The following is a 22,153-nucleotide window of genomic DNA, read 5'->3' on the forward strand; positions in this document are numbered from 1 at the left end:
CCGCCTGAAAATCGGGACTTGTGCTAGCTTGCGCCATTCGGTCCGGTGACCGCCGGCCCGCTCCCTTGTGCTTGCCAGTAGGACCCGCCATGCCAGCGCTCGACGCCATCCGCCAGCAAATCCGCGCCAACTATCTGCCCGACGAGGATCAGGCCGTGAAGCGGCTGGCCGAGGCGAGCGGCCTCTCGGCGGAGGATCGCCGGGCGATTTCGGCTCGTGCCGCCGATCTGGTGCGGGCGGTGCGCGGCTCGTCCGATCCACGGCTGATGGAGGTTTTCCTCTCCGCCTATGGCCTTTCCACCAAGGAGGGCGTGGCGCTGATGTGCCTGGCCGAAGCACTGCTGCGCGTGCCCGATACCGAGACGATGGACGACCTGATCGCCGACAAGATCGCGCCGCACGACTGGTCGGCGCATTCGGGCGGCTCGAGCTCCATCTTCGTCAATGCATCGACCTGGGCGCTGATGCTGACCGGCCGCGTGCTCGATGAAGGCGAGGGCGGCATCGAAGGCACGCTGCGCGCCATGGTGCGCCGGCTCGGCGAGCCCGTCATCCGCAAGGCGGTGGCGGCGGCTATGCGCGAGATGGGCGAGCAGTTCGTGCTCGGCCGCACCATCGCCGAAGCGGTGAAGCGCGGCCGGCCGATGACACAGAAGGGTTATCTCTATTCCTTCGACATGCTGGGCGAGGCGGCCCGCACCGAGGCCGATGCGCTGCGCTACCACAAGGCGTATGCCGATGCCATCTCGTCACTCGATGCCGGTTCAAACGGGCCTGATATCCGCCACAACCACGGCATCTCGGTGAAGCTCTCGGCGCTGCATCCGCGCTACGAGGAAGCGCAGAAGGAAGAGATGCTGCCTGTCATGGCCGAGCGGCTCCTTTCGCTGGCGCTCGCGGCGCGCCATTCGCGCATGGGCCTCAATATCGATGCCGAGGAGGCCGATCGCCTCGACCTCTCGCTCGACGTCATCGAGCGCGTGCTTGCCGAGCCGGAGCTTGCAGGCTGGAACGGCTTTGGCGTCGTCGTCCAGGCCTATGGTCCGCGCGCTGCCTTCGTCATCGACTGGCTCTATGCGCTTGCCACGAAATACGATCGCACCATCATGGTGCGGCTGGTCAAGGGTGCCTATTGGGATACCGAGATCAAGCGGGCGCAGACGCTGGGGCTCGCCGGCTACCCCGTCTTCACCCGCAAGGTCAACACCGACGTTTCTTATCTCGCTTGCGCGAGAAAGCTTTTGTCGATGACCGATCGCATCTATCCGCAATTCGCCACCCACAATGCCCACACTGTCGCCGCCATCCTGTCGATGACGAAGAACCGTGAGAGCTTCGAGTTCCAGCGCCTGCACGGGATGGGCGAGGCGTTGCACGAGACGGTGCGCAAGGCCGAAGGCACGCGCTGCCGCATCTACGCGCCTGTCGGCGCGCATTCCGACCTGCTCGCCTATCTGGTGCGCCGACTGCTGGAGAACGGCGCCAATTCATCTTTCGTCCACCAACTCACCGACGAGGATGTCGAGCCCGAAGACATCGCGCGCGACCCGCTAGAAGCGGTCGAGAGCCAAGGCCCCGCCGCCAATCCCGCGATCCCCCGGCCTGCCGTCATCTTCGGTGCAAGCCGCCGCAACTCGAAAGGGTTCGACATCACCGATCCGGTGACGTTGGCAGGAATCGAGAAGGAGAGGACAGCCTTCGCGGGCCCTAACCGCTGGCACGCCAAGCCGATCACGCGCGCGGCCGGCTATGGCGAGCAACGCCCGGTCGTCAATCCCGCCAGGCCTTCGGAAGTGGTGGGCACGGTCAGCGAAGCCACCGCCAAGCAGGCGGCAACCGCCGTGCGCATCGCCGTCGAAGCGCAGCCAGCCTGGGCAAAGCGTCCGGTTGCCGAGCGCGCGGCCATCCTCAATCGCGCCGCCGATCTCTACGAGGCCAATGCCGTCGAATTCTTCGCGCTGGCCACCCGCGAGGCCGGCAAATCGCTGGCCGACGGCGTCGCCGAAGTGCGCGAAGCGGTGGATTTCCTGCGCTATTACGCGGCCGAGGCGGCCAATGCCGAAGCGGGCACCGAGGCGCGCGGCGTCATTGTCTGCATCTCGCCGTGGAATTTCCCCCTCGCCATCTTCACGGGCCAGATCGCCGCAGCGCTCGTCACCGGCAATTCGGTAATTGCAAAGCCCGCAGAACAGACGCCGCTGATCGCTTTCCGAGCCGTCGAAATGCTGCGCGAGGCCGGCGTGCCGGAAGACGTCATCCAGCTTCTGCCGGGCGACGGCCCCTCGGTTGGCGGGCCACTGACATCAGATCCGCGCATTGCCGGCGTCTGCTTCACCGGCTCCACCGACGTCGCCAAGCTGATCGAGAAGCAACTGGCCGAGACAGCCGCGCCCGATGCCATGCTGATCGCCGAGACGGGCGGGCTGAATGCCATGATCGTCGATTCCACCGCGCTGCCCGAGCAGGCGGTGCGCGATATCCTCGCCTCCGCCTTCCAGAGTGCGGGCCAGCGCTGTTCGGCGCTGCGCGTCCTCTATGTGCAGAAGGATGTCGAGAAGAAGATGCTGGAGATGCTGAAGGGCGCCATGGAGGCGCTCAAGGTCGGCGATCCCTGGGCTATCTCGACGGATGTCGGTCCCGTCATCGACGACGAGGCGCAGGGTTCGATCCGCGATTACTGCACGACGATGGGTTTGCAGGGACGGCTGATCGCCAAGCTCGAAGCACCCAGGGATGGCCGCTTCGTCGCGCCGCATGTGTTTCGGGTCAAGGGTATCGAGGAGATGGAGCGCGAAGTGTTCGGGCCGGTGCTCCATGTCGCCAGTTTCGACGCCGATGAGATCGATGCGGTGATCGCCGCCATCAACCGCAAGGGCTACGGCCTGACGTTCGGTCTGCACACCCGCATCGAGGGTCGCGTGCAGCATTTCGTCGACGGGATCCATGCCGGCAACATCTATGTCAACCGCAACCAGATCGGCGCGGTCGTCGGCTCGCAGCCGTTCGGCGGCGAGGGGCTGTCCGGCACCGGGCCCAAAGCCGGCGGACCGCATTATCTCCGGCGCTTTCGCAAGGGACCGGAGGCAGGCGCGCCTGTTGGCGACGGCCACAAGGTGACGGCGACCGAACTCGCCGACAATCTGCCCGATCCCGCGCTTGGCGGCTGGTCGACGCGGCCGGACCGCATCGCCATCCTGCGCAAGCATTTGCGCGGCAAAGGTGCCGCGGCGATCGGAGCAGCCGCCGGTATCGATTTCGGCCAGATCGACCTGCCCGGGCCGACCGGCGAGGCCAACACGCTGTCACTGGCGCCGCGCGGCCGGGTGCTGTGCCTGGGACCAGACGGCGACACGCTGCTTGCCCAGACGATTCAGGCGCTCGCCGCCGGCAATGCGGTGCTGGCGGTGGCGCCAGGAGCGCCGGCGGCACTTTCAGCGCTGACCGGCAAGGGCCTGCCGCTGGCGGCGATCGACGGCCGCCCCGATCCGGTCGAGGCTCGGTCGTTGCACGTCGACGTCGTCGCCTTCTCGGGGACGCCGGAAGCGGCGCGTATCGTGCGCAAGGTGATCGCCGAACGCGCAGGGCCGATCGTGCCGCTGGTCAGCGAGGTGCTCAATCCGGCGGCTTACGCGCATGAGCGGGCCGTTTGCGTCGACACGACCGCCGCGGGCGGCAATGCCAGCCTGCTTGCGGCGGCGTGAGGACCCTTATCCGGCTGGCGAGGTTGCTTCAGGCGCCCTCGACGACCGAAAAACCCTCGAACTGGGGATGGCCGAGATAGTGGACCTTCGTCGTGCCGACATTCCTGTGGGCCGCGCGAAAATTCTCCGACTTGGTCCAGGCGACGAAATCGTCGTGGCTTGCCCAGACCGTGTGTGAGGCAAACAGCGTATAGCCTTCGGTCTCGTTGACTGGGCCGCGCAGCAGATGGAACTCCCGGAAGCCCTTCATTTCCGCAAGGCTGGAATCACGGTGTTTCCACACGGCCTCGAAATCGGCTTCCGAGCCGTTCTGCACCTTGAAGCGGTTCATGGCGATGTACATGGAGTTCCTTTCGATTTCCTGGACTTAGACGGGTGGTGCCGCAGGATGCCGCGTGCGGCCCCACGCCGTGCTCAGACCCCGAAGGCGATGCCGGTCTTGGCATCTGTCTTGAGTTTTCGCATGCAGGTGTTCGGCTCGACGCCGGTGCCGACGCATTCGGTCGCGCTGTTGATCAGCACGCGGCTGACCTTGGCGCAGTTGGTGCCAGCGAGATCGAAGCGCGTCACCTTGGTCTTGCCGGCCGGCAGGTCCTTGAAGTCGAGCACGGTCAGGCGGTCGACGACGCCGGCGTCGTTGAACAGCGCGATCTCGAACGCCGCCCTGGAAAGGTCGGCGCCGAGATTGTTGGTGACCACGAAGGTCAGGCGGCAGCCCTTTTCAGACGGTTGCGCGCCATTGAGTTCGAGGGAGAGAGCAGGCGCCGGCGCGGACTCTTGTGCCCACGCCGGAACCGCTGCAAGCGACATCGCCAGCGCCGAGGTCAGCAGACGAAGGGATGCCGTCAAGTTCGTCATCATCATCCTCCAAATCGCATCGTTGCCGCCAGCTTCAGCGTTATGCCCGGTTCATAGACCGCGACCGTGGTGCTGCCGTTCAACGGATTGGCGTATTTGACATCGAACAGATTGTCGGCGCGGAAATCAACCTTCAGATTGTCGGTCGCCTGGTAGCTGGCGAAAGCGTTGACCAGCGTATAGTCCTCGGCGATCAGGTTACCCTTGGGCTTGCCATTGTACTGCACCTCGCCGCCGACAGTGAGTTTGTCCTCGAGGAAGCGCAGGCCGAGCTGCACGGTGACCTGCGCGGACGGTATCGTGGCAAGGTCCGCCCGATCGCCTTCGTAGGATATGGTGTGACCATTGATGATGGAGGCGGAAAGTCCGGCGTAGCCCCATGCTGCATCATAAACGCCTTCCATCTCGAAGCCGTTGATCTTTGCCTTGGCGAAGTTCTGGTACTGGAAGCAGATCGGAATGCCCGGCCCGAAGGGGCAGCCGCTGGTCGGATCGAAGGCCGACAGCGTAACGCCGTCAATATAATCGTCGACGTCGTTGTTGAAATAGGCTGCCTTCAGCCGAAACGCGTCGCCGGATTCCAGAATGTCGTTCTGCTTGTAATTGACACCGAATTCGACGGTCTTGCCGGTTTCGGGCTTCAAATTGGGATTGGGCAGGAACGGGAAGCTGACGCCCGCCGGATGGTTGCCGCTGATCATGGTTTCGGTCAGCGAAGGCGACCGGTAGCCCTCCGCGTAGGTGCCGTAGAATTGCAGGCCGGCAAGGCCGGCGCTTTCGAAAGGCGAGACGCCGACGGTGATGCGTGGCGACAGGCGGTCGCCCGACGTTTCGTGCGTGTCGTTCTCGAGGCTGTAATTGTCATAGCGCAGCCCGGCAATGACTTCGAGCCAATCCCAGCTGAGCTTGTCCTGGACGTAGGCGCCAGAAACGTTGCGCTTGCCGGAAGGCGTGTAGAAGCTGTCACCGCCTGCCGTGCCGCCAGTCTCGACGTCGTCATTCACCCAGTCGCCGCCATAGGTCAGTTCATGCGCGAGGCCGCCTGTCTCGAATCGCGACGTGTTCCAAATGTCGATGGCGGCGGTGCCGACATCGAAGGTCGACGTCGAACCTGCCGGCAACATCACGGGAAGGCCGGTGACGGGATCGAAGCGGTTTTGCGGAACAAGGCCGGTCAGGTCGAGATTGGTCTTGTTGTAGGAGGTGTTGACGTGGAGGTCGAGCCAGCTCCTGTCTTCGTCCGTGATATTGTAGCGAGCGGTGAAGGTGTTCGACTTCAGGTCGACGTCATTGACCGGCATGCCGCCGCTGGTCTCGTTCCAGCCGTCGCTCGAACCGACCCAGCCGAGCTTCAGTTCGCTATTGTCGCTCGGGCGGATCGTGGTCTTTAGCAATCCGCTCAGCACGTCGAAGCCGGTGCCCTTGACGGTGTCGCCGTCGCCATCCTTGTAGTCGTCATAATTGCGGTAGACGATATTGCCCAGCGCATCCAAATTGTCGTTAAAGCGATAGGCGCCGGATGCGCTGGTGGTCCAGCCCTTGCCGTTGCTCTCGTAGCGTCCAGTGACGGAACCAGCCCATGTCTCGTCCGGCTTGAGGAAGTCCTGGGCGTCCTTGGTGTCGAAGAAGACCACGCCGCCGATCGCGCCCGAGCCATAGGTGTTGGCGACCGGCCCGCGGATCACGTCGACGGATTTGATAAGCTCGGGGTCGACGTAGAAGGTCGATTGGGTGCCATGGTCGGAACGTTGGAAGTTCTGCCGCGCGCCGTCGACGATAACCGCGACGCGACCGAAATCCTGCAGGCCGCGGATATTGACGCTGGTGCTGACGCGCCTGGCATCGGCCTGCGCCGCGACGCCGGGCACGCCGAACAGCATTTCGTTCGGCGTCGTCGCCATGCGGCGGTCGAGCTGTTCCTGGTCGACATGGCTGGCCGAGGCCAGCGATTGGATGGCCGTTTCTCCGGTGCGGCTGATGACCAGAACCTTGTCGAGCAGTGTTGCGCCCGCTGGCGCCGGCTTTTCCTGCTCAGCCTGCTTCGATTGATCGGCCTGCTCTCCCGCCGCCTGTGCTGATTGCTGAGCGTTGGCAGGTGGCACGAACAAGGCAATCGCCGCCACGCCCGCCAGCAAAGCCGCTGCACCGTTCGGCCCCGACCAGCCGCGCCGTTCCCAAATCGCTAACCCCATGTGCCCCAACTCCAAAGTTTCCAGGTTCGATGCGGGCTGGCCTGGGGCTGGCTGGCATTTGTGATCGTATTCGCGTCTTAAATCTTGACTCATTTAATCCGGTATTGCACTGACTAGTAAACATGATTATTCAAGTCAAGAATGAATCGGATTACGCAAAACGCCTAGCCAGACGCCCGGCACAGGAAAGGGACCGATCCACATGAACACGCACAATCCCAACGACTTCCGCTATCGCGTCCGCCGTTCCGACGATGCCTCCGCCCGTTTCGACGGCGTTCCGCTGGCGGTGCGGACGCTGTCGAGCAACACGCTGTTCCAAGGTGAGCACGAGATCGGCATCGAGCATCACGGCGCGCTCTACCGGCTCAAGATCACCCGTCAGGGCAAGCTCATCCTCAACAAGTAAGCGTAAGGCAGCAGGACAATGGACCAGCGCGTAAAACCCACCCCGCACGAAATCCGGCGGGCGCGGACGGATAATCCGAAAACGCGCGAGCGCGATCTGGCCGCACAGCTTGGCATTTCGGAGGCTGAGTTGGTGGCCGCGCATTGCGGCGACGGTGTCGTTCGCGTCGAGCCACGCGTCAACGATCTTCTGACCGGCCTCGAAGCCCTCGGCGAGGTGATGGCGCTCACCCGCAACGAAAGCGCCGTGCATGAAAAGATCGGCGCCTACGACAAGGTCGTCACCGGCAATCACAATGCCATGGTGCTGGGCGAGAACATCGACCTGCGCATTTTCCCGAAAATATGGGCGCACGGCTTTGCCGTGGAAAAACGCGACGGCGACGACATCCGCCGCAGCCTGCAATTCTTCGACGCGGCGGGCGAGGCGGTGCACAAGGTGCATCTGCGGCCGGGGTCAAACCTCTATGCCTATCAGAAACTGGTCGCTTCGCTGGAATCGCCGAACCAGGAGCCACTGGTCGCCATTTCGGGGCCAGCCGCCGAGAACGAAGGCGAGGCGGTGACAACGACCGCGAATCTCGACGATCTGCGCGATCGCTGGAGCCGGCTGACCGACGTGCATCAGTTCTTCGGCATGCTGAAGACGTTGAAGCTCAGCCGTCGCCAGGCGGTGCGCATGGTGGGCCAGGACTATGCATGGCTGCTCGACAATGATGCGGTGAGAGCCATGTTCAATCGTGCCGCCGAGGGCGAGATGCCGATCATGTGCTTTGTGGGAAACCGTGGCTGTATCCAAATCCATTCCGGTCCGGTCAAGTCGATCAAGCCAATGGGGCCATGGATCAATGTGCTGGACGAGACCTTCCATCTGCACCTGCGAACCGACCACATTCATGAGGTCTGGGCCGTGCGCAAGCCGACCAAGGACGGCCATGTTACGTCGCTGGAGGTCTACGACGCCGGCGGCAACATGATCATCCAGTTCTTCGGCAAGCGCCATGAAGGAGAGGGTGAGCGCGACGACTGGCGCTTCCTGGCCGAAAACCTGCCGCGCATTCCAAGCCCGACGGCAGCCTGAGGAAACGATGATGGGTCTTCTCTCCGGATTGACGGCTGCGCGCGGATCGATGCTTGGCCCGATGGTCGGCCTTTCCTTTGCTTTCACAGCGCTGCAGCCGGCCGGCGCCAGCGACGGTGTTTCCGTCTTCGCCGATCCCACCAGGATCGCGTCGATCGGCGGCTCGATCACCGAGATCGTCTATGCGCTCGGCGAGGAAAAGCGTCTTGTGGCGCGCGATTCCACCAGCCGCTATCCGAAAGCCGCTCTCGACCTGCAAGATGTCGGCTACATGCGCCAGCTGTCGCCGGAGGGTGTGTTGTCGGTCAACCCTTCGGGCATTCTGGCGCTGCACGGCAGCGGCCCCAAGGAGGCGCTCGATGTGCTGAAGAAGACGAGCATACCCTTCATCGAAGTGCCTGACCTGTATGACCGTGAAGGCATCCTCGAAAAGGTCCGCATCGTCGGCAAGGCGCTCGGCGCCGACGCCAAGGCCGAAGCGCTGGCCAGGGAGATCGATGCCAAGCTGCAGGCGGCGGAAAAGCAGACGGCCTCGATCAAGGAGCGCAAGCGCGTTCTGTTCGTGCTGTCGATGCAGGGCGGCAAGATCATGGCGGCCGGCAGCGACACCGCGGCCAACGGCATCATCAAGCTGGCCGGCGGCGTCAACGCGATCGAAGGCTTCTCCGGCTACAAGCAACTGTCCGACGAGGCTGTTGTCACCGCCAGGCCGGACGCGATCCTGATGATGAGCAATGCCGGGCCGCCGGTATCGGACGATGAACTGTTCGGCAACGCATCGATCGCCTCGACGCCGGCCGGAACCGCGCGCAAGCTGATCCGCATCGACGGCGGGTATCTGCTCGGCTTCGGACCGCGTACGGCCGACGCCGTCCACGACCTTGCCGCCGCGCTCTATGGCACGCAGATTACGGACTGAGCGGCATGGTCGACCAGTCGATCGCCGGGCCGGCGGAGAGGAAGATGGCCAGCGACGGTGACCGTTCCGGGCGCGCCCGTCTGGTCATCGCGCTCGCCTGCGTCATGCTTGCGGCAGCGGTATTGCTGTCGCTGACCTCCGGCGCCTCGGATGCGTCCGCCGTCAAGGTCGTTGGCGACTGGCTGTTCGGCGCAGCGCCTGGCGACGTGGCGATGAGCGCGCGAGATCGCCTCATCGTCTATGACATAAGGCTGCCGCGCGTCGTGCTCGGCGTGCTGATCGGGGCCGCCCTCGCGGTGTCCGGCGCGGTCATGCAGGGGCTGTTCCGCAATCCGCTTGCCGACCCCGGCCTTATCGGCGTTTCGGCGGGCTCCAGCCTCGGCGCGGTGGCCGTCATCGTGCTCGGCACGACCGTGCTGTCTCCGGTTACCGCCTGGTTGGGCGCGCTGGCCCTTCCTCTGGCGGCCTTCGGCGGTGGTTTTTCGGTGACGTTGCTGCTCTACAGGGTCGCGACGCGACAGGGCCGCACATCCGTCGCCACCATGCTGCTTGCCGGCCTGGCGCTGGCCGCACTTGCCATGGCGCTGACCGGTATCCTGATCTTCATGGCCGACGACCGGCAACTGCGCGACCTGACCTTCTGGCAACTCGGCTCGCTGGCCGGTGCGACATGGCAGAAGATCGGCTCTGTCGGCCCGGTCATCGTGCTTTCGCTGGCGGCGATGCCGTTCCTGGCTCGCGGCCTCAATGCGCTGGCGCTGGGCGAGGCGACCGCCGGCCATCTCGGCATCCCGGTGCAACGGCTTAAGTACACGGCCATCGTCGGCGTCTCGGCGGCGGTCGGCGCCTCCGTCGCCGTCAGCGGCGGCATCGGTTTCATCGGCATCGTGGTGCCGCATCTGCTGCGCCTGCTGATCGGCCCCGACAATCGCTATCTGCTGCCTGCCTCGGCGCTGCTCGGCGCCTCGCTGCTGCTTTTGGCCGACGCGGTCGCGCGCACCATCGTGGCGCCCGCCGAACTGCCGATCGGCATCGTCACGGCGATCGCCGGGGCGCCGTTCTTCCTCTGGATCCTGCTGCGCAAGCGCGGCGTCATCGACCTGTAGGGGTGTTTCATGATCGAAGCGCGCGATGTTTCGGTGGCGATCGGCAGGAAAGGCATTGTCGCCGGCGTCGATTTCGAGGTCAGGCCGGGTGAGATTTCGGCCATTGTCGGCCCCAATGGGTCGGGCAAGACGACCTTCCTCAAGGCGCTGTCGGGGGAACTCGCGCATACCGGCCGGATTGCCATCAACGGCCGCGAGCTCTCGACGATAACGCCAGTCGAGGCGGCGACGCTGCGCGCGGTGCTGCCGCAGGCGACGACCTTGTCGTTTCCCTTTACCGTGCGCGAGATTGTCAGGCTCGGCCTTGTCGGAGGCCGCTCGGGTGTGCTGCCGGGCGAGGACGAACGCCTGCCGGAACGGGCGCTGGCGCGTGTCGACCTCGACGGTTTCGCCGGCCGCTTCTATCAGGAGCTTTCCGGCGGCGAGCAGCAGCGCGTTCAACTCGCCCGCGTGCTGTGCCAGGTCTGGGCGCCGGTGCTCGACGGCAAGCCGCGCTATCTGTTCCTGGACGAGCCGGTGTCCAGCCTCGACATCAAGCACCAGCTGATCATCATGAACATCGCCCGCGACTTCGCCAGAAGGGGCGGCGGCGTGGTTGCCATCCTGCACGACCTCAACCTGACGGCGATGTATGCCGACCGGATTTTCGTCATGCACCGCGGCCGGCTTGCCGCCACCGGTTCGCCGCGGGATGTGCTGAGCGACGATCTGATCGAAAGGGTGTTCGGTTGCCGCTTGAGGGTCGGAGTCCTGCCCGCCGGCAATATGCCGTTCGTGCTGCCTCAATCAGTGGCCTAGATTCTGGCAGCGGCCTAGATTCTGGCAGCGGCCTAGATTTTGGCTGCGGTCTAGATTCGGGACGTTCGCCGCAGGTCCAGCCTGCGGCGAACCGGATCAGGCCGCCGGTGCGCGGCGCTCTAGCAGGTCAATGCCGAGCAGGTTGCGCACGTTCGGACGCGCCGCCACGAGATCGGCGATCGTGTAGCGGGCAAGCACCGCGAAGAAGGCGTTGAGCGCCTCGCGCAATGCGGAATTCAACGCGCAACTGTCGACCAGAGGGCATTCCGCGGCATCGTTCTCGAAGCACTCGGCCATGGCGAAGCTTTCCTCCGTCACGCGCACGACGTCGAACAGATTGATCGATTCCGCGGCACGGCCAAGCCTGACGCCGCCATTGCGGCCACGCACCGTCTCGACAAGGCCATTCTCAACCAGTGGCTGGAGGATCTTGAACAGGAAAAGCTCCGACACCGAATAGGCGGCGGCGATCTCGGGGATGCGACTCAGCCGATCGGTATTGGCCGCGCAATACATCAGGATGCGCATGGCGTAATTGGTCTGGCGGGTAAGTCGCATCTTGTCCTCACAAAGCGCCGGCGAGCTGCGATCACGCCAGATTTTGAACTTTGCTGGTGCGGCTTTGCTCCGAGCTTTCGGATTCGCCACACTGGCCTCGGCGGAATATGGCCTATACCTTGGAATAATTCCAGACTAGCTTCGCCTAATAGCTGAATATTTCCGTCAACTTTGTGTGCGCAAGGCGGCAAGACGCGGGCCGAATCGGCTGTCACGCGCATTTTCTCGGGCGAAACACCAGAGCGGTCCAGTGATTGGCAGAATGGCCGACCGCCCTAACTCTTTGTTTTCACGCAATTCCCTGGGGAAAGCGCCAGGCGCTTTTCCAGAGAACAGCGTTACACACCTTTCCTGGAATGCTCTAAATAGATCAGAGATCGACGAGGAGCGGCTCTGACATGTCACAATCAGCCACGGCCCTGGCTTCCGGCGGATACGATGCCGACGCGCATGCCAAGCTTACAATGCTGCGGCGGACCAAATTCGTCGCCACGGCGGCACTTGCGCTTTGCGTCGCCGTGTTCGCCCTGGCCAAGTCCTTCGAGAGCACCTATCCCTGGCTCGGCTTCGTCGCCGCCTTTGCCGAGGCGGCGACCATTGGCGGTCTGGCCGACTGGTATGCGGTGGTCGCGCTGTTCAAGCGGCCTCTCGGTCTGCCGATCCCGCACACCGCGATCATTCCCGAGAACCAGAACCGTATCGCCGATAATCTCGGCCGTTTCATCGAAGCCAATTTCCTTGCCCCCGAGCCGGTGCGCGAAAAGTTGGCCGAGGTCGATTTCTCGGCGCTCGTAGCCGACTGGCTGGCCGATTCCGAACGTGCCGCGGGCCTGTCGCGTTTCGTCGTGCGCCTGGTTCCGCAGACGCTTGCCGCCGTCGAGCAATCGGGGCTGCGCGGCTTCGTCACCAGCCGGATGCTGGAGCAGATCGAAAAAGTGCCGCTGGCGCCGTTGGCGGCCGAATTGCTCTCGGCCCTGACCGACGATCGCCGTCACCAGAGGCTGTTCGATGAGTTCATCAAGGTGATCGGCCAGTTCCTCAACGATGAACAGGCGCTGACGACCATGCGCGAAAAGATCCGCGAGGAACTGCCGTCGCTGTTCAACCTGTTCAGGGCCGACGCCTATCTCCTGAAGAAGATCGTCGCCTCGGCCGGTTCGCTGCTCGACGAGGTGAGAGCCGATCCCGAGCACCCGATGCGCGCAGAATTCGATCGTTTCGCACAGGGCTTCGTCGAGCGGCTGAGAACGTCGAAGCAATATGCAAGGCGCGCCGAGAAGCTGAAGCGCGATTTCCTCGCCAGGCCGGAAGTCAAGGCGCTGGCCGGCGACATGTGGGAAAGCCTCAGCCTGTTCATCGAGCAGGATGCCAAGGCGCCGCGATCGATCATCCGCGCGCATCTTGCCAACATGTTCGTCGAGGTCGGCCGGCATCTGGCCGGAGACGCCAAGATCAGGGCCGACATGAACCAGGGATTCGTGGTGGCGCTGTCCTCTTTCGTCGAGAGCCAGAAGAGCGGCGTATCGAAATTCATCGCCGACCAGGTCAAGCGCTGGGACCTGGCGCAGCTGACGCGGTTGGTCGAGATGAATATCGGCCGGGACCTGCAATATATCCGCTTCAACGGCATGATCATTGGCGGTCTGGCTGGCATCGCGCTTTACACAGCTGAGCGGCTGTTTCTCGTCAATTGACGGGCGCACGCCATGCCCTATTCTCATGGACGGGCATCAGCAGTCGCGGCAACAGGGGAGCAGATGAGCATGGCCAAACAACCGGATTCCGATTCCTTCACGGACATGTTCGGCCGGTTCGGCCGTGACCTGAAACTGCCCAATGTCGATGTCGAGGCGATCCTCGCGCACCACCGCAAGAACCTTGAAGCGCTGGAGAAATCGGCGCGGGCAAGTGCCGCCGGCGCGTCGTCGCTGTTCTCCAGGCAACGCGAGATGCTGCAGGACACGCTGCGCGAAATTGCCGACATGACGCAAGGCTACAGAGCGCCCGGCACGCCGCAGGACCTGATGGCCAAACAGACTGAGTTCGCCAGGAAATCCTTCGAGACTACGTTGAAGAATGCCAGCGAAGTGGCCGAGCTGGTCAGGAAATCCGGCACCGAATCGGTCGACATCCTGCGCATGCGCATCAAAGAGGCGATGGAGGAAATCCGCGCCGGCTACGAGAAGAAGTAGCTTGCGTGACAAAGACCGGTTGCCTGCCAACCCTGCGCCAGGCGAAGTTTGTTCGGATGCTCTTTCATCGGCCGCTATGCCTTTACACCATGGGTACCCTCAAATGCCAAGGCCGGGCGAACACGGCTTGACGTAGAGTGATGCCAGGATTCGCATCGATCCCAAGGGGACCGAATCATGCAGGGCGAATTGACAGAGGCCGCCGGTTCGTGGTCCGGAAGCGTTGGAAGCTATCGGGAAAACAGGAATGACCGAAATACGGCCTAAGACGCCGCCGACCTACGAGCAGTTGAGGACGATGTCCGGGCAGGAGCTTGGCGTCTCGGAATGGACGACAGTCGACCAGAACCGTATCAACCAGTTCGCCGAATGCACCGGCGATCATCAATGGATCCATGTCGACCCCGAACGGGCGCGGCGGCAAAGCCCGTTCCGCACGACGATCGCCCATGGCTATCTGACGCTGTCGATCATCGGCGCGCTGGCGCTCGGCATGGGAATCGTGCCCGAGAACACGCAGGCCGCCTTCAACTACGGCTTCGACAAGGTGCGTTTCCTGGCGCCGGTCAAGGTGGGCGCACGCATCCGGCTGCGCACCACGCTGCTGTCCATGGAGGACAGGGGGCCGGGCCAATACCTGATGAAGGCCGCCAACACCGTCGAGATCGAGGGCGAGGAAAAGCCGGCGCTGACGGCCGAGACGCTGGTCATGCTCTATGAGCGCCGCAAGCGGGCAGGGGCCTGAGCGGCATTCGCCCAAGCCCCTGAATTGATCTTCGTCAGGCATTCTCCGCCCGCCGGCTCGGCAAAAGGCTGAGCGCCAGCGCCGCCACCGCCAGTGCCGTTGCCGTCTGGAAGGTCACCTGCATTCCGCTGGCCGCCGCCGCTGACGTCAGCATGCCTTGGCCGCCGGCTTCACGTCCTCCGGCCGATGCGGCGGCGAATAGGGCGCCCATCACGGAGGCGCCCGTGATGAGGCCAAGGTTGCGCGACAGATTGAGCAGGCCGGAGATGACGCCGCGTTGACCGCCGCCGACGCTGCTCATGACGGCGGCGTTGTTCGCTGTCTGGAACAGGGCATAGCCGAAGCAGGTCACGGTGATGGGGACGACATAGCTGACGATGCCGAGTGTCGTTATCGCCAGGGACAGGAGGAACGTGCCCGTGGCAAGGCCGAGCAGGCCCGCGACCATCATCCTTTTGGCTCCGAAGCGATCGGCAAGGCGTCCGGCAAGCAACGCCGACAGCGCCGAAACCAGCGGGCCTGTCGAGAGCACCAGTCCGGCGTTTGCCGCGTCCAGTCCGAGCCCGCGCGAGAGATAGAACGGCGCGACCACCAAGGTCGCCATCATCACCGTGGCGACGATCAGGTTCATGGCAAGGCTGGTGCTCAGTGAGAGATCGCGGAAGGCGGAAAGCTCGACCAATGGGTTTTTCGCCATCCTTTGCGCCGTGGCGAACAGGAAGATGCCGATGCCAGCCGCGACCAGCAGGCCGATGTTGATGGGGCCGAAACTGCCTCTACCCAGTGTCATCGCCAATGCGTAAGCCGCCAATGCCAGGGCCAGCAGGCCCGTGCCCAAACCATCGAAGCCGGCTTGGCCGGTCCGCACCGTCCGGTTGCCGGTAGGCAAAGCACGCCAGGCCATTGCAAAGGTCAGGATGCCGAGCGGCACGTTGACCAGGAAAATCGAACGCCAGCCGAGAGCGGCGATCAGCAGGCCGCCCATGGAGGGGCCGAGCGTGGTGCCGATGGCCGACATGGCGCCGAGCAGGCCCATGGCGCTGCCGGTCCTGGCCTTGCTCACCGTCTCGGCGACAAGGGCCAATGTCAGCGCCATCATCAGCGCCGCGCCAAGCCCTTGCACCGCCCGCGCCGCGATCAGCAGCCACAAAGCCGGCGAGAGGCCGCAGAGCACCGACGCCGATGTGAACAGCGCGATGCCGAAAAGCAGCAGCGGCCGCCGCCCGAGCATGTCGGCGAGGCGCCCGGCACTGACGATCAGGATGGTGATGGCGAGCAGATAGGCAATCACGACCCATTGCACCTGTTGGAACGAGGCATCGAATGCCTGCATCAGCGCGGGAAGGCCGACGCTGGCGATGCTGGTGCCGAGCGACGACAGCAGCGTGGCCAGCGACAGGCTCGCCAGCGCCCATCCAGCCGATGGGATTTTCTGTGCGACCGATGCGTGCTCGTTGCGATGTTGCTCAGTGACTGCCACGGCGATCTCCCTTTGTCGGCTTCAGGTCGAAGCTTCGAAGATCTAATCGTTTGTATGATGTGGCGGAACGCGCAGCATTTGCATTCTATTCGTGCGTTGCACGCCACATCAGCGGATTTCGTGCTAGGATCGAACCATGTCGCCGCCCGATCTCAACCTGCTCGTCGCCCTCGATGTCCTGCTGGACGAAGGCAGCGTGGCGCGTGCGGCGACGCGATTACGGCTCAGCCCCTCGGCGATGAGCCGCACGCTGGCGCGCCTGCGCGCGGCGACGGGAGATCCGCTGCTGGTGCGGGCCGGTCGCGGTCTGGTTCCAACGCCACGCGCGCAGGAACTGCGCCAGCAGGTCGGTCGTGTGGTTCAGGATGCGGAAACGCTGCTGCGCCCGGCGAGGCTGCTTGATCTGCCGGGCCTGGAGAGGACCTTCACGCTGCGCACCAATGAAAGCTTCGTCGAGGAGTTCGGGCCGCGCCTGATCGCCCGCATCCAGGCCGATGCGCCGGGCGTGCGGCTGCGTTTCGCGCCGAAGTCGGACAAGGACATGGCGTCACTGCGCGAAGCGGCGATCGACCTGGAAGTAGGTGTGGCCGGCGAGACCGGGCCGGAGGTGCGCATCCAGGCGCTTTTTCGCGACCGTTTCGTCTGCGCGGTGCGCAGCGGCCATCCGCTCGGCCAGGGCGCGATGACGCCGGAACGCTATGCGGCCGGCCGCCACATCAATGTTTCGCGGCGGGGCCGCGAAAGGGGGCCGATCGACGAGGCCTTGAGCCGGCTCGGATTGCAACGAATGGTCGTGTGCATGACTTCCGGTTTTTCGGCCGCGCTCGCGATGGCGCGCGCCTCGGAACTGATCGCCAGCGTGCCCGAGCGGCATACGCAAGGCGCGCGCGCCGGCATGCAGACTTTTTCCCTGCCGGTCGACATTCCGGCGGTCACCATTTCCATGCTCTGGCATCCGCGGCTCGATGCCGATCCGGCGCAGCGCTGGCTGCGGAGTTGTGTGCGCGAGATTTGCGTGAAGTCCTGATCGCGCAAGCCGCGCCCCGGCCGTCAACGCGGCATGGCTGCCTCCAGCACCTTGAAAATCCGCTCGTCTTCGCATTGCGCAACGTTGAAGCGCAGGAATCGGCTGGCTGATCGCGACAGGCTGAACGCATTGCCGGGCGCCAGCACGACATTGGCCGCAAGCGCGCGACGGGCAATCTCGGCTGCGTCCACTGCATCCGGCAGGTTGCACCAGAGGAACAGACCGGCGGGCTGCTCGATCCAGGGCGTGATCCCGATCGCCTTCAGCCGAGCGCCTGTCTCGATCATGGCGCGTGAGAGCCGGGCGCGCAGCAGGTCCATGTGCTTGCGATAGCTGCCATCCCTGAGCAGGGTCAGCACCAATTCGGCCGCGAGCCGCCCGCCGCCGAAGGTGGTGGCGATCTTGAGGTCGGCCAGCCCTTCCATCCAGTCACGGGGCGCGGCGATGAAGCCGCAGCGTATCGAGGCCGAAAGCGTCTTGGAGAAACTGCCGATATGGACGACACGCTCGAGACCGTCGAAAGCCGCGAGCCTTGGGGCAGGAGCGTGTTCGAAATCGGCGAAGATGTCGTCCTCGACGATGGTCAGGTCCGATTGATCGGCGAGCTTGAGCAGCCGGTGCGCGGTGACCGGCGACAGGATCGCGCCGGTCGGGTTGTGGATGGCGGAGTTGGTGATGTAGAGGCGCGGCCGATGCTCGGCCAGCGCCTGCGCGAACAAGTCGATATCCGGTCCCGATGGCGTATAGGGGACGCTGACGACCTTGGCCTGATGGGCACGCAACAGTGCGTGGAAATTGAAATAGCAGGGATCGTCCACCAGCACTGTATCGCCGGGTTCGAGCAGGAACCGGCACAGGAGGTCGATGGCCTGCGTGCCCGATTCCGTCAGCATGATCTGTTCGGGGGAAGCCTCGATGCCATGCGTGGCCATGCGCCGCGCCAGCAATTGGCGCAGCGGCGGCAGCCCGAGCGGCGTGCCGTAGTCGGCAAGGGCCACATCATCGGCGCGCGCCACGGTGCGCAGCGCGCGACGTAGCGCTGCCTGCGGCATCCACGAGGCGGGCAGCCAGCCGCAGCCGGGCTTCAGCATCTCATCGCCCGCTTCCAGCGACTGCCGCGAAACCCAGAGCGGATCGACGGCGCGATCGAGTCGGGGGCCGATCTCGGCCAGCGACAGCGGCGCCAGCGATCCGGCGGCATAGAAGCCGGAGCCTGGCCGGGAACGGATCGCGCCTTCCGCCGCCAGTCGCTCATAGGCCTCGACCACTGTCGATTTGGAAACCTGCATGGATTTGGCGAAGGCGCGGATAGAGGGCAATCGGGCGCCGGGCGTGAGGCTGCGCGCGGCAATTCGCCGGCGGATCGCGGCCATGACGCCTTCGACAAGGGTTCCGCTGTTGTCGAATCTCGCTGATACGTCCATCTGTACCTTCCGGCAAACCATTACAGTTTTGTTGAATTGTACTGCATTGTCTCTGGTGACGCCATGGGTATGGGCCCGATAGAGGGCGCAACGGATGGAGTGCCTGCAATGGACAAGACGACGAGCGGCTGGGTGAGCGGATTCATCGGCGTGTTGATTTTCAGCGGCTCCTTGCCGGCAACGCGCGTGGCGGTGATGGATCTCGATCCGACATTCCTGACGTCGGCGCGCGCGGTGATAGCAGCTTTGCTTGGCCTCGCGCTGCTGCTCGTCTTCCGCGAGAAGCGCCCGGAACGTCATGACCTGATGTCGCTTGTCATCGTCGCGTTGGGTGTGGTGGTCGGCTTTCCCTTGCTGACAGCCTTGGCGCTGAAGCATGTCACCTCTGCTCATTCCATCATCTTCGTCGGCTTGCTGCCGCTGGCGACCGCGATCTTCGGCGTGCTGCGCGGGGGCGAGAGGCCGAGACCGGCCTTCTGGCTGTTCTCATGCCTCGGCAGCGCGTTGGTGGGTGGGTTTGCCCTTGCGCAAGGCATGACGGCCTCACCCGTTGGCGACGCACTGATGCTTGCCGCCATCATCGTGTGCGGCCTGGGCTACGCAGAAGGCGCCGCGCTGTCGCGCAGGCTGGGCGGCTGGCAAGTGATCTGCTGGGCGCTGGTGCTGTCACTGCCGGTCATGCTGGTGCTGACCGTGGTCACCCTGCCACCGTCCTTCGCCACGGTCGGGACCAATGCATGGATCGGGCTTGCCTATGTCTCGCTGTTCAGCATGCTGATCGGCTTCGTGTTCTGGTATCGCGGCCTCGCGCAAGGCGGCATCGCCGCCGTGGGGCAGTTGCAACTGCTGCAGCCCTTCTTTGGCCTCGCCCTGGCGGCGTCCCTGCTGCATGAACAGGTCAGCCCCCTGATGGTCGTCATCACGCTCGGCGTGGTGCTGTGCGTATTCGGCGCCAAAAAGTTTGCCAGGCGGGATTTGCCACGGCCCGCAACCGGCGCCGCTGGCTAAAACTTCGTCACCACACCGATGCCGATGCCTTCGAAGCCGCCCATCGCCATCAGGGCGGCGGGCGCTTCCTCAAGGCTGATCTTCTTTCCGACCAGAAGCTCGGGTTTCAGCTTGCCGGTGCGGATCATCTCCATCATCGCGGGGTAGCGGTAGGCCTGCATGCCGTGGCTGCCGAGGATTTCGAGTTCGAACGCGATCACCTTGTCCATCGGCACCTGCGGGCGGGCGTGATCGCCCAGCATCAGGCCGACCTGCACATGGCGGCCGCGCCGGCGCAGATTGGCGATCGAATTGAACGAGGTCGTGGGATGACCGAGTGCATCCATGGACATATGCACGCCGCCATTGGTGATCTGCTTGACCGCCTTGACGACGTTCGGGGTCGTCGCCGCGTTGATGGTCGCCACCGCGCCGATCTTCCTGGCAAAGTCCAGCTTCTCTTCGGTGAGGTCGATGGCGATGACATTGGCACCCATGGCGCTGGCGATCATGATCGCCGACAGGCCGACGCCGCCGCAGCCATGCACCGCCACCCATTCGCCCGGCCTCACCCGGCCCTGGTCGACGATGGCGCGGAACGAGGTGACGAAGCGACAGCCGAGGCTGGCGGCAGTGGCGAATTCCATCTCGTCGGGCAGGCGCACGAGGTTGGTGTCGGCGTGCTCGATGGCGACATATTCGGCGAACGAGCCCCAGGCGTTGAAGCCCGGCTGGGACTGGTGCTCGCAGACCTGGTGATTGCCGGACGTGCATTCGAAACAATGGCCGCAGCCGACGGCGAACGGGACGGTGACGCGCTCGCCAGCCTTCCAGCGGGTCACCTGCTTGCCGGCGGCTACCACGACGCCGGCCAGCTCGTGACCGGGGACATGCGGCAAGCGGATATCGGCGTCATGGCCCATCCAGCCGTGCCAATCGCTGCGGCACAGGCCTGTCGCCTCGACCTTGATGACGACGCCGTCCGGCGCCGGCTTCGGATCGGGAACGGTCTGGATCGTCGGCGCCTCGCCGAATTTTTCGAAGACGACGGCTTTCATCGGCAACTCCACCTTGCGCGCACTTCGGGAAACGATAGCCGATTCCCTGGCCGGTCAAGCGGAAATCGATTCCGCCAGACAAGCCGGCCGTTTGGGCATACGCCGATGGCGACGCTGCGCGTCGCCGAAAAGGTTACTCGGCATCGATCTGGTTTTGCGGCGCGGCGTTCTGAAAGGCCGGCAGGGCCATGCAAGCGGCGTTGATGCGCGAGATCGTCGGGTAGGGCGCCATATCGACGCCGAAACGGGCATTGCTGGTGACTTGTGCCGCCAGGCAGATATCGGCCAGCCCCGGCGTGTCGCCGTGGCAGAAGGTGCCGGTCTCGGGCGAAGCCATCAACAGGTCTTCGAGTGGCTTGAAACCCTCTTTGACCCAGTGCCGGAACCACTTGGCGACATCCTCGTCGCCGGCGCCGAACAGGGTTCGCAGCGCGGTCAGGATACGCAGATTGTTCACCGGATGGATATCGCAGGCAATCATCTGCGCCAGCATCCTGACACGGGCGCGCCCAACTGCGTCCTTCGGCAGCAGAGGCGGTTCGGGCGTCGTCTCGTCGAGAAATTCGATGATCGCCAGCGATTGCGTCAGCAGGGTGCCGTCGCCCAGGATCAGCGCCGGCACTAGGCCCTGCGGGTTGACCGCGAGATAGGCCGGTTCGAGATGCTCGCCATGGCGCAGGTGATGCGGCACGTAGTCATAGGTCAGCCCCTTCATCTCCAGCGCAATCCGCACCCTGTAGGAGGTGGAGGAGCGGTAGTAGTTGTGAAGGACGATGTCGCTCATGCACTCACCGATTTGGCTGGCCGATGGTCACTTCGATCGTGCCGATGCCGTCGACGCCGCCGGTCATCGTCTCCCCAGGGTTGACCGCGCCGACGCCGGCCGGCGTGCCGGTGAAGATGAGGTCGCCTGGCTGCAATTCCATGCCTTCGCTGCAGATCGAGACGATGTCGGAGATCGGCCAGATCAACTCGGCGAGGTCGGCGTCCTGCCGGACCTTGCCGTCGACGGCCAGCCAGATACGGCCTTGGCTCGGATGGCCGGATTTTTGCGCGGGAACCAGAGGACCGCACGGCGCGGAGCGGTCGAAAGCCTTCGACCAGTCCCAGGGCCGCGCCGCTTTCTTGGCTTCGTCCTGGAGATCGCGGCGGGTGAGGTCGATGCCGACGGCATAGCCCCAGACATGATCCAGCGCCTGGGCGCGCGGGATGCGGAAGCCCGGCTTGCCGATCGCGGCCACCAGTTCGATCTCATGGTGCAGGTTGGTCGTCAGCGGCGGGTAGGGGATCGTGGCGCCGGAGTCGGCCACCGCATCGGCGGGCTTGGTGAAGAAGAAGGGTGGATCGCGCTCGTCATTGCCGAACTCCCTGATATGCGCGGCGTAGTTGCGCCCGACGCAAAAGATGCGGCGCACCGCAAATCGTTCGTTCGAGCCGGCTACCGCGACCGAGGGCGTTGGCGGAGCGGGGAGGACAAAGGCGGTCATGGTCTGTCTCTGCTGTTGGATGTCGGGGTCGCGGGCACCTTCGGCCGAATTAAGGGGTCGGGCAAGGCGTCGCTTTTCATAAAGCATTGGCTTGCCGGCCCGTATAAGGAATCCGGAGTTTCCATCACTTTC

The 22,153-nt window shown here is 64.3% G+C and carries 20 protein-coding genes; 11 read left to right on the plus strand and 9 right to left on the minus strand.

The annotated features are described in order from the left end of the window. Positions 1 to 89 precede the first annotated feature (89 nt). On the plus strand, positions 90 to 3,701 hold the full coding sequence (putA, locus tag FJ972_RS15880) for a bifunctional proline dehydrogenase/L-glutamate gamma-semialdehyde dehydrogenase PutA (RefSeq protein ID WP_140521068.1): 3,612 nt from the start codon (positions 90 to 92) through the stop codon (positions 3,699 to 3,701). Positions 3,702 to 3,729: 28 nt separating this feature from the next. Here putA and FJ972_RS15885 read toward each other — a convergent pair whose 3' ends face one another. The 3 genes from FJ972_RS15885 to FJ972_RS15895 form a co-directional block, all read right to left on the minus strand. Then, positions 3,730 to 4,044 (minus strand): antibiotic biosynthesis monooxygenase family protein, encoded by a 315-nt coding sequence (locus FJ972_RS15885; protein ID WP_140521067.1) that lies wholly within the window; start codon positions 4,042 to 4,044, stop codon positions 3,730 to 3,732. 71 nt (positions 4,045 to 4,115) lie between these two features. Beyond that, the gene (locus FJ972_RS15890; RefSeq protein ID WP_140495707.1) at positions 4,116 to 4,559 is read right to left on the minus strand and encodes a hypothetical protein; all 444 of its coding nucleotides are present in this window, start codon (positions 4,557 to 4,559) and stop codon (positions 4,116 to 4,118) included. A 2-nt stretch (positions 4,560 to 4,561) separates the two neighbouring features. Then, positions 4,562 to 6,751 carry a TonB-dependent hemoglobin/transferrin/lactoferrin family receptor gene (locus FJ972_RS15895; RefSeq protein ID WP_140521066.1) on the minus strand — a complete coding sequence of 730 codons (2,190 nt, stop codon included), beginning with the start codon at positions 6,749 to 6,751 and terminating at the stop codon, positions 4,562 to 4,564. Between the two features lie 202 nt (positions 6,752 to 6,953). On the opposite strand from FJ972_RS15895, the gene hemP reads away from it, so the two are divergent. From hemP to FJ972_RS15920, 5 genes are read left to right on the plus strand one after another with little or no spacing between them, the layout of a single operon-like run. Next, positions 6,954 to 7,160 carry a hemin uptake protein HemP gene (hemP, locus tag FJ972_RS15900; protein ID WP_140521065.1) on the plus strand — a complete coding sequence of 69 codons (207 nt, stop codon included), beginning with the start codon at positions 6,954 to 6,956 and terminating at the stop codon, positions 7,158 to 7,160. A gap of 18 nt (positions 7,161 to 7,178) precedes the next feature. Continuing rightward, the gene (locus tag FJ972_RS15905) at positions 7,179 to 8,240 is read left to right on the plus strand and encodes a hemin-degrading factor (RefSeq protein WP_140521064.1); all 1,062 of its coding nucleotides are present in this window, start codon (positions 7,179 to 7,181) and stop codon (positions 8,238 to 8,240) included. Positions 8,241 to 8,250: 10 nt separating this feature from the next. After that, positions 8,251 to 9,159 (plus strand): heme/hemin ABC transporter substrate-binding protein, encoded by a 909-nt coding sequence (locus FJ972_RS15910; protein WP_140521063.1) that lies wholly within the window; start codon positions 8,251 to 8,253, stop codon positions 9,157 to 9,159. A 5-nt stretch (positions 9,160 to 9,164) separates the two neighbouring features. Further along, complete coding sequence (locus FJ972_RS15915; RefSeq protein WP_140521062.1) at positions 9,165 to 10,265, plus strand: FecCD family ABC transporter permease; 1,101 nt, start codon at positions 9,165 to 9,167, stop codon at positions 10,263 to 10,265. A 9-nt stretch (positions 10,266 to 10,274) separates the two neighbouring features. Continuing rightward, positions 10,275 to 11,063, plus strand: a complete 789-nt coding sequence (locus FJ972_RS15920; protein WP_140521061.1) for a heme ABC transporter ATP-binding protein — start codon at positions 10,275 to 10,277, stop codon at positions 11,061 to 11,063. A 96-nt stretch (positions 11,064 to 11,159) separates the two neighbouring features. Here the strand turns inward: FJ972_RS15920 and rirA are convergent, their stop codons facing one another. Next, a complete protein-coding gene (rirA, locus tag FJ972_RS15925; RefSeq protein ID WP_140495713.1) occupies positions 11,160 to 11,621 on the minus strand; it encodes an iron-responsive transcriptional regulator RirA in 462 nt (153 codons plus the stop codon). Positions 11,622 to 12,019: 398 nt separating this feature from the next. Between rirA and FJ972_RS15930 the strand changes: the two genes are divergently transcribed. The 3 genes from FJ972_RS15930 to FJ972_RS15940 all read left to right on the plus strand — a co-directional run bounded on the left by FJ972_RS15930 (position 12,020) and on the right by FJ972_RS15940 (position 14,558). Further along, complete coding sequence (locus FJ972_RS15930) at positions 12,020 to 13,315, plus strand: DUF445 domain-containing protein (RefSeq protein WP_140521060.1); 1,296 nt, start codon at positions 12,020 to 12,022, stop codon at positions 13,313 to 13,315. Between the two features lie 69 nt (positions 13,316 to 13,384). Further along, entirely contained in the window at positions 13,385 to 13,813 is a 429-nt protein-coding gene (locus tag FJ972_RS15935; protein WP_140495715.1) for a phasin family protein, read from the plus strand. A 247-nt stretch (positions 13,814 to 14,060) separates the two neighbouring features. Further along, positions 14,061 to 14,558: a MaoC family dehydratase gene (locus FJ972_RS15940; protein WP_140495716.1), complete on the plus strand. Its 498-nt coding sequence runs from the start codon at positions 14,061 to 14,063 to the stop codon at positions 14,556 to 14,558. Between the two features lie 34 nt (positions 14,559 to 14,592). Here FJ972_RS15940 and FJ972_RS15945 read toward each other — a convergent pair whose 3' ends face one another. Beyond that, positions 14,593 to 16,038, minus strand: a complete 1,446-nt coding sequence (locus FJ972_RS15945) for an MFS transporter (protein ID WP_140521059.1) — start codon at positions 16,036 to 16,038, stop codon at positions 14,593 to 14,595. 136 nt (positions 16,039 to 16,174) lie between these two features. Here FJ972_RS15945 and FJ972_RS15950 point away from each other — a divergent pair, with 136 nt between their 5' ends. Beyond that, the gene (locus tag FJ972_RS15950; RefSeq protein ID WP_140517192.1) at positions 16,175 to 17,065 is read left to right on the plus strand and encodes a LysR family transcriptional regulator; all 891 of its coding nucleotides are present in this window, start codon (positions 16,175 to 16,177) and stop codon (positions 17,063 to 17,065) included. A 23-nt stretch (positions 17,066 to 17,088) separates the two neighbouring features. Here FJ972_RS15950 and FJ972_RS15955 read toward each other — a convergent pair whose 3' ends face one another. Beyond that, positions 17,089 to 18,489, minus strand: coding sequence for a PLP-dependent aminotransferase family protein (locus FJ972_RS15955; RefSeq protein ID WP_140521058.1), 1,401 nt, complete (start codon positions 18,487 to 18,489; stop codon positions 17,089 to 17,091). A gap of 108 nt (positions 18,490 to 18,597) precedes the next feature. Between FJ972_RS15955 and FJ972_RS15960 the strand changes: the two genes are divergently transcribed. After that, positions 18,598 to 19,497, plus strand: coding sequence for a DMT family transporter (locus FJ972_RS15960; protein WP_140521057.1), 900 nt, complete (start codon positions 18,598 to 18,600; stop codon positions 19,495 to 19,497). Here FJ972_RS15960 and FJ972_RS15965 read toward each other — a convergent pair. The 3 genes from FJ972_RS15965 to FJ972_RS15975 form a co-directional block, all read right to left on the minus strand. Then, the gene (locus tag FJ972_RS15965; RefSeq protein WP_140517186.1) at positions 19,494 to 20,534 is read right to left on the minus strand and encodes a zinc-dependent alcohol dehydrogenase family protein; all 1,041 of its coding nucleotides are present in this window, start codon (positions 20,532 to 20,534) and stop codon (positions 19,494 to 19,496) included. The genes FJ972_RS15960 and FJ972_RS15965 overlap by 4 nt on opposite strands. A gap of 133 nt (positions 20,535 to 20,667) precedes the next feature. Then, positions 20,668 to 21,318, minus strand: a complete 651-nt coding sequence (gene maiA / locus FJ972_RS15970; RefSeq protein ID WP_140517184.1) for a maleylacetoacetate isomerase — start codon at positions 21,316 to 21,318, stop codon at positions 20,668 to 20,670. A 4-nt stretch (positions 21,319 to 21,322) separates the two neighbouring features. Beyond that, positions 21,323 to 22,021 (minus strand): fumarylacetoacetate hydrolase family protein, encoded by a 699-nt coding sequence (locus FJ972_RS15975; protein ID WP_140517182.1) that lies wholly within the window; start codon positions 22,019 to 22,021, stop codon positions 21,323 to 21,325. Positions 22,022 to 22,153: the final 132 nt, after the last annotated feature.

The organism is Mesorhizobium sp. B2-1-1 (assembly GCF_006442975.2).
Classification (GTDB): Bacteria; Pseudomonadota; Alphaproteobacteria; order Rhizobiales; family Rhizobiaceae; genus Mesorhizobium.